Genomic DNA, 648 nt, shown 5'->3' on the forward strand with positions numbered 1-648 from the left:
GCGGCAATCGCTGCGCCAGCGAGGCCGCGCACATAGGCGAGCGGCTGGATCGTCCCGGCACGGAGGTCGAGGAGGCCTGCGGGGAAGGCCGAGGTGCCTGTCTTGGCACGGGTCTCCCCGGCATCGAGGATGTGCACCGGGGCGCCGAGCGCCTGCCACTGCCGGGCTCGCTCCACGATCTCGGCGACGCCCTTCTTATCGGCTCCGCAGTGGATCGTGCCGACCCGCTTCAGCTCGCACCGCAAGTTGTGCTTGTCGACAATCTCGAAGACGGTGCGTGGGGAATCGCGCAGCAAATTAAGCAAACGTCCGCCATAGACCGGACCGAGCGTCTCCTTGAGCGCCGAGGGCATCACCCAGAGGCCCGCATTCACCAACCCGGTGCTCCGCCCGGCGGCGCCAAAACCAATCTCGGCTGCCTCGATCACGACAGCGTCCAGGCCCCGTTCGGCCAGGTGCAGCGCAGTGGACAACCCGGTGTAGCCGGCGCCGACGATCGCTACATCGGCAACGAGGTCGCCCCCCAGCCTCTCCGTTGCAGGCGGCGGCGGAGCTGTCCGCTCCCAAAGCCCATGCGACCGACGATTGTTCAGCATTCTTTCCCCCCACCCTCTCATCTTCAAAGTTCCCTGCCCTAGCAGCAACACG

At 66.8% G+C, this 648-nt stretch carries 1 protein-coding gene; it reads right to left on the reverse strand.

The features are described from left to right. On the reverse strand, nt 1-596 hold a 596-nt coding region (locus NKJ12_RS32160; protein WP_352707741.1), incomplete at its 3' end, for an NAD(P)/FAD-dependent oxidoreductase. Nucleotides 597-648 lie beyond the last annotated feature (52 nt).

Origin of the sequence: Mesorhizobium sp. M0195 (assembly GCF_040322115.1) — a bacterium.
Classification (GTDB): Bacteria; Pseudomonadota; Alphaproteobacteria; order Rhizobiales; family Rhizobiaceae; genus Mesorhizobium.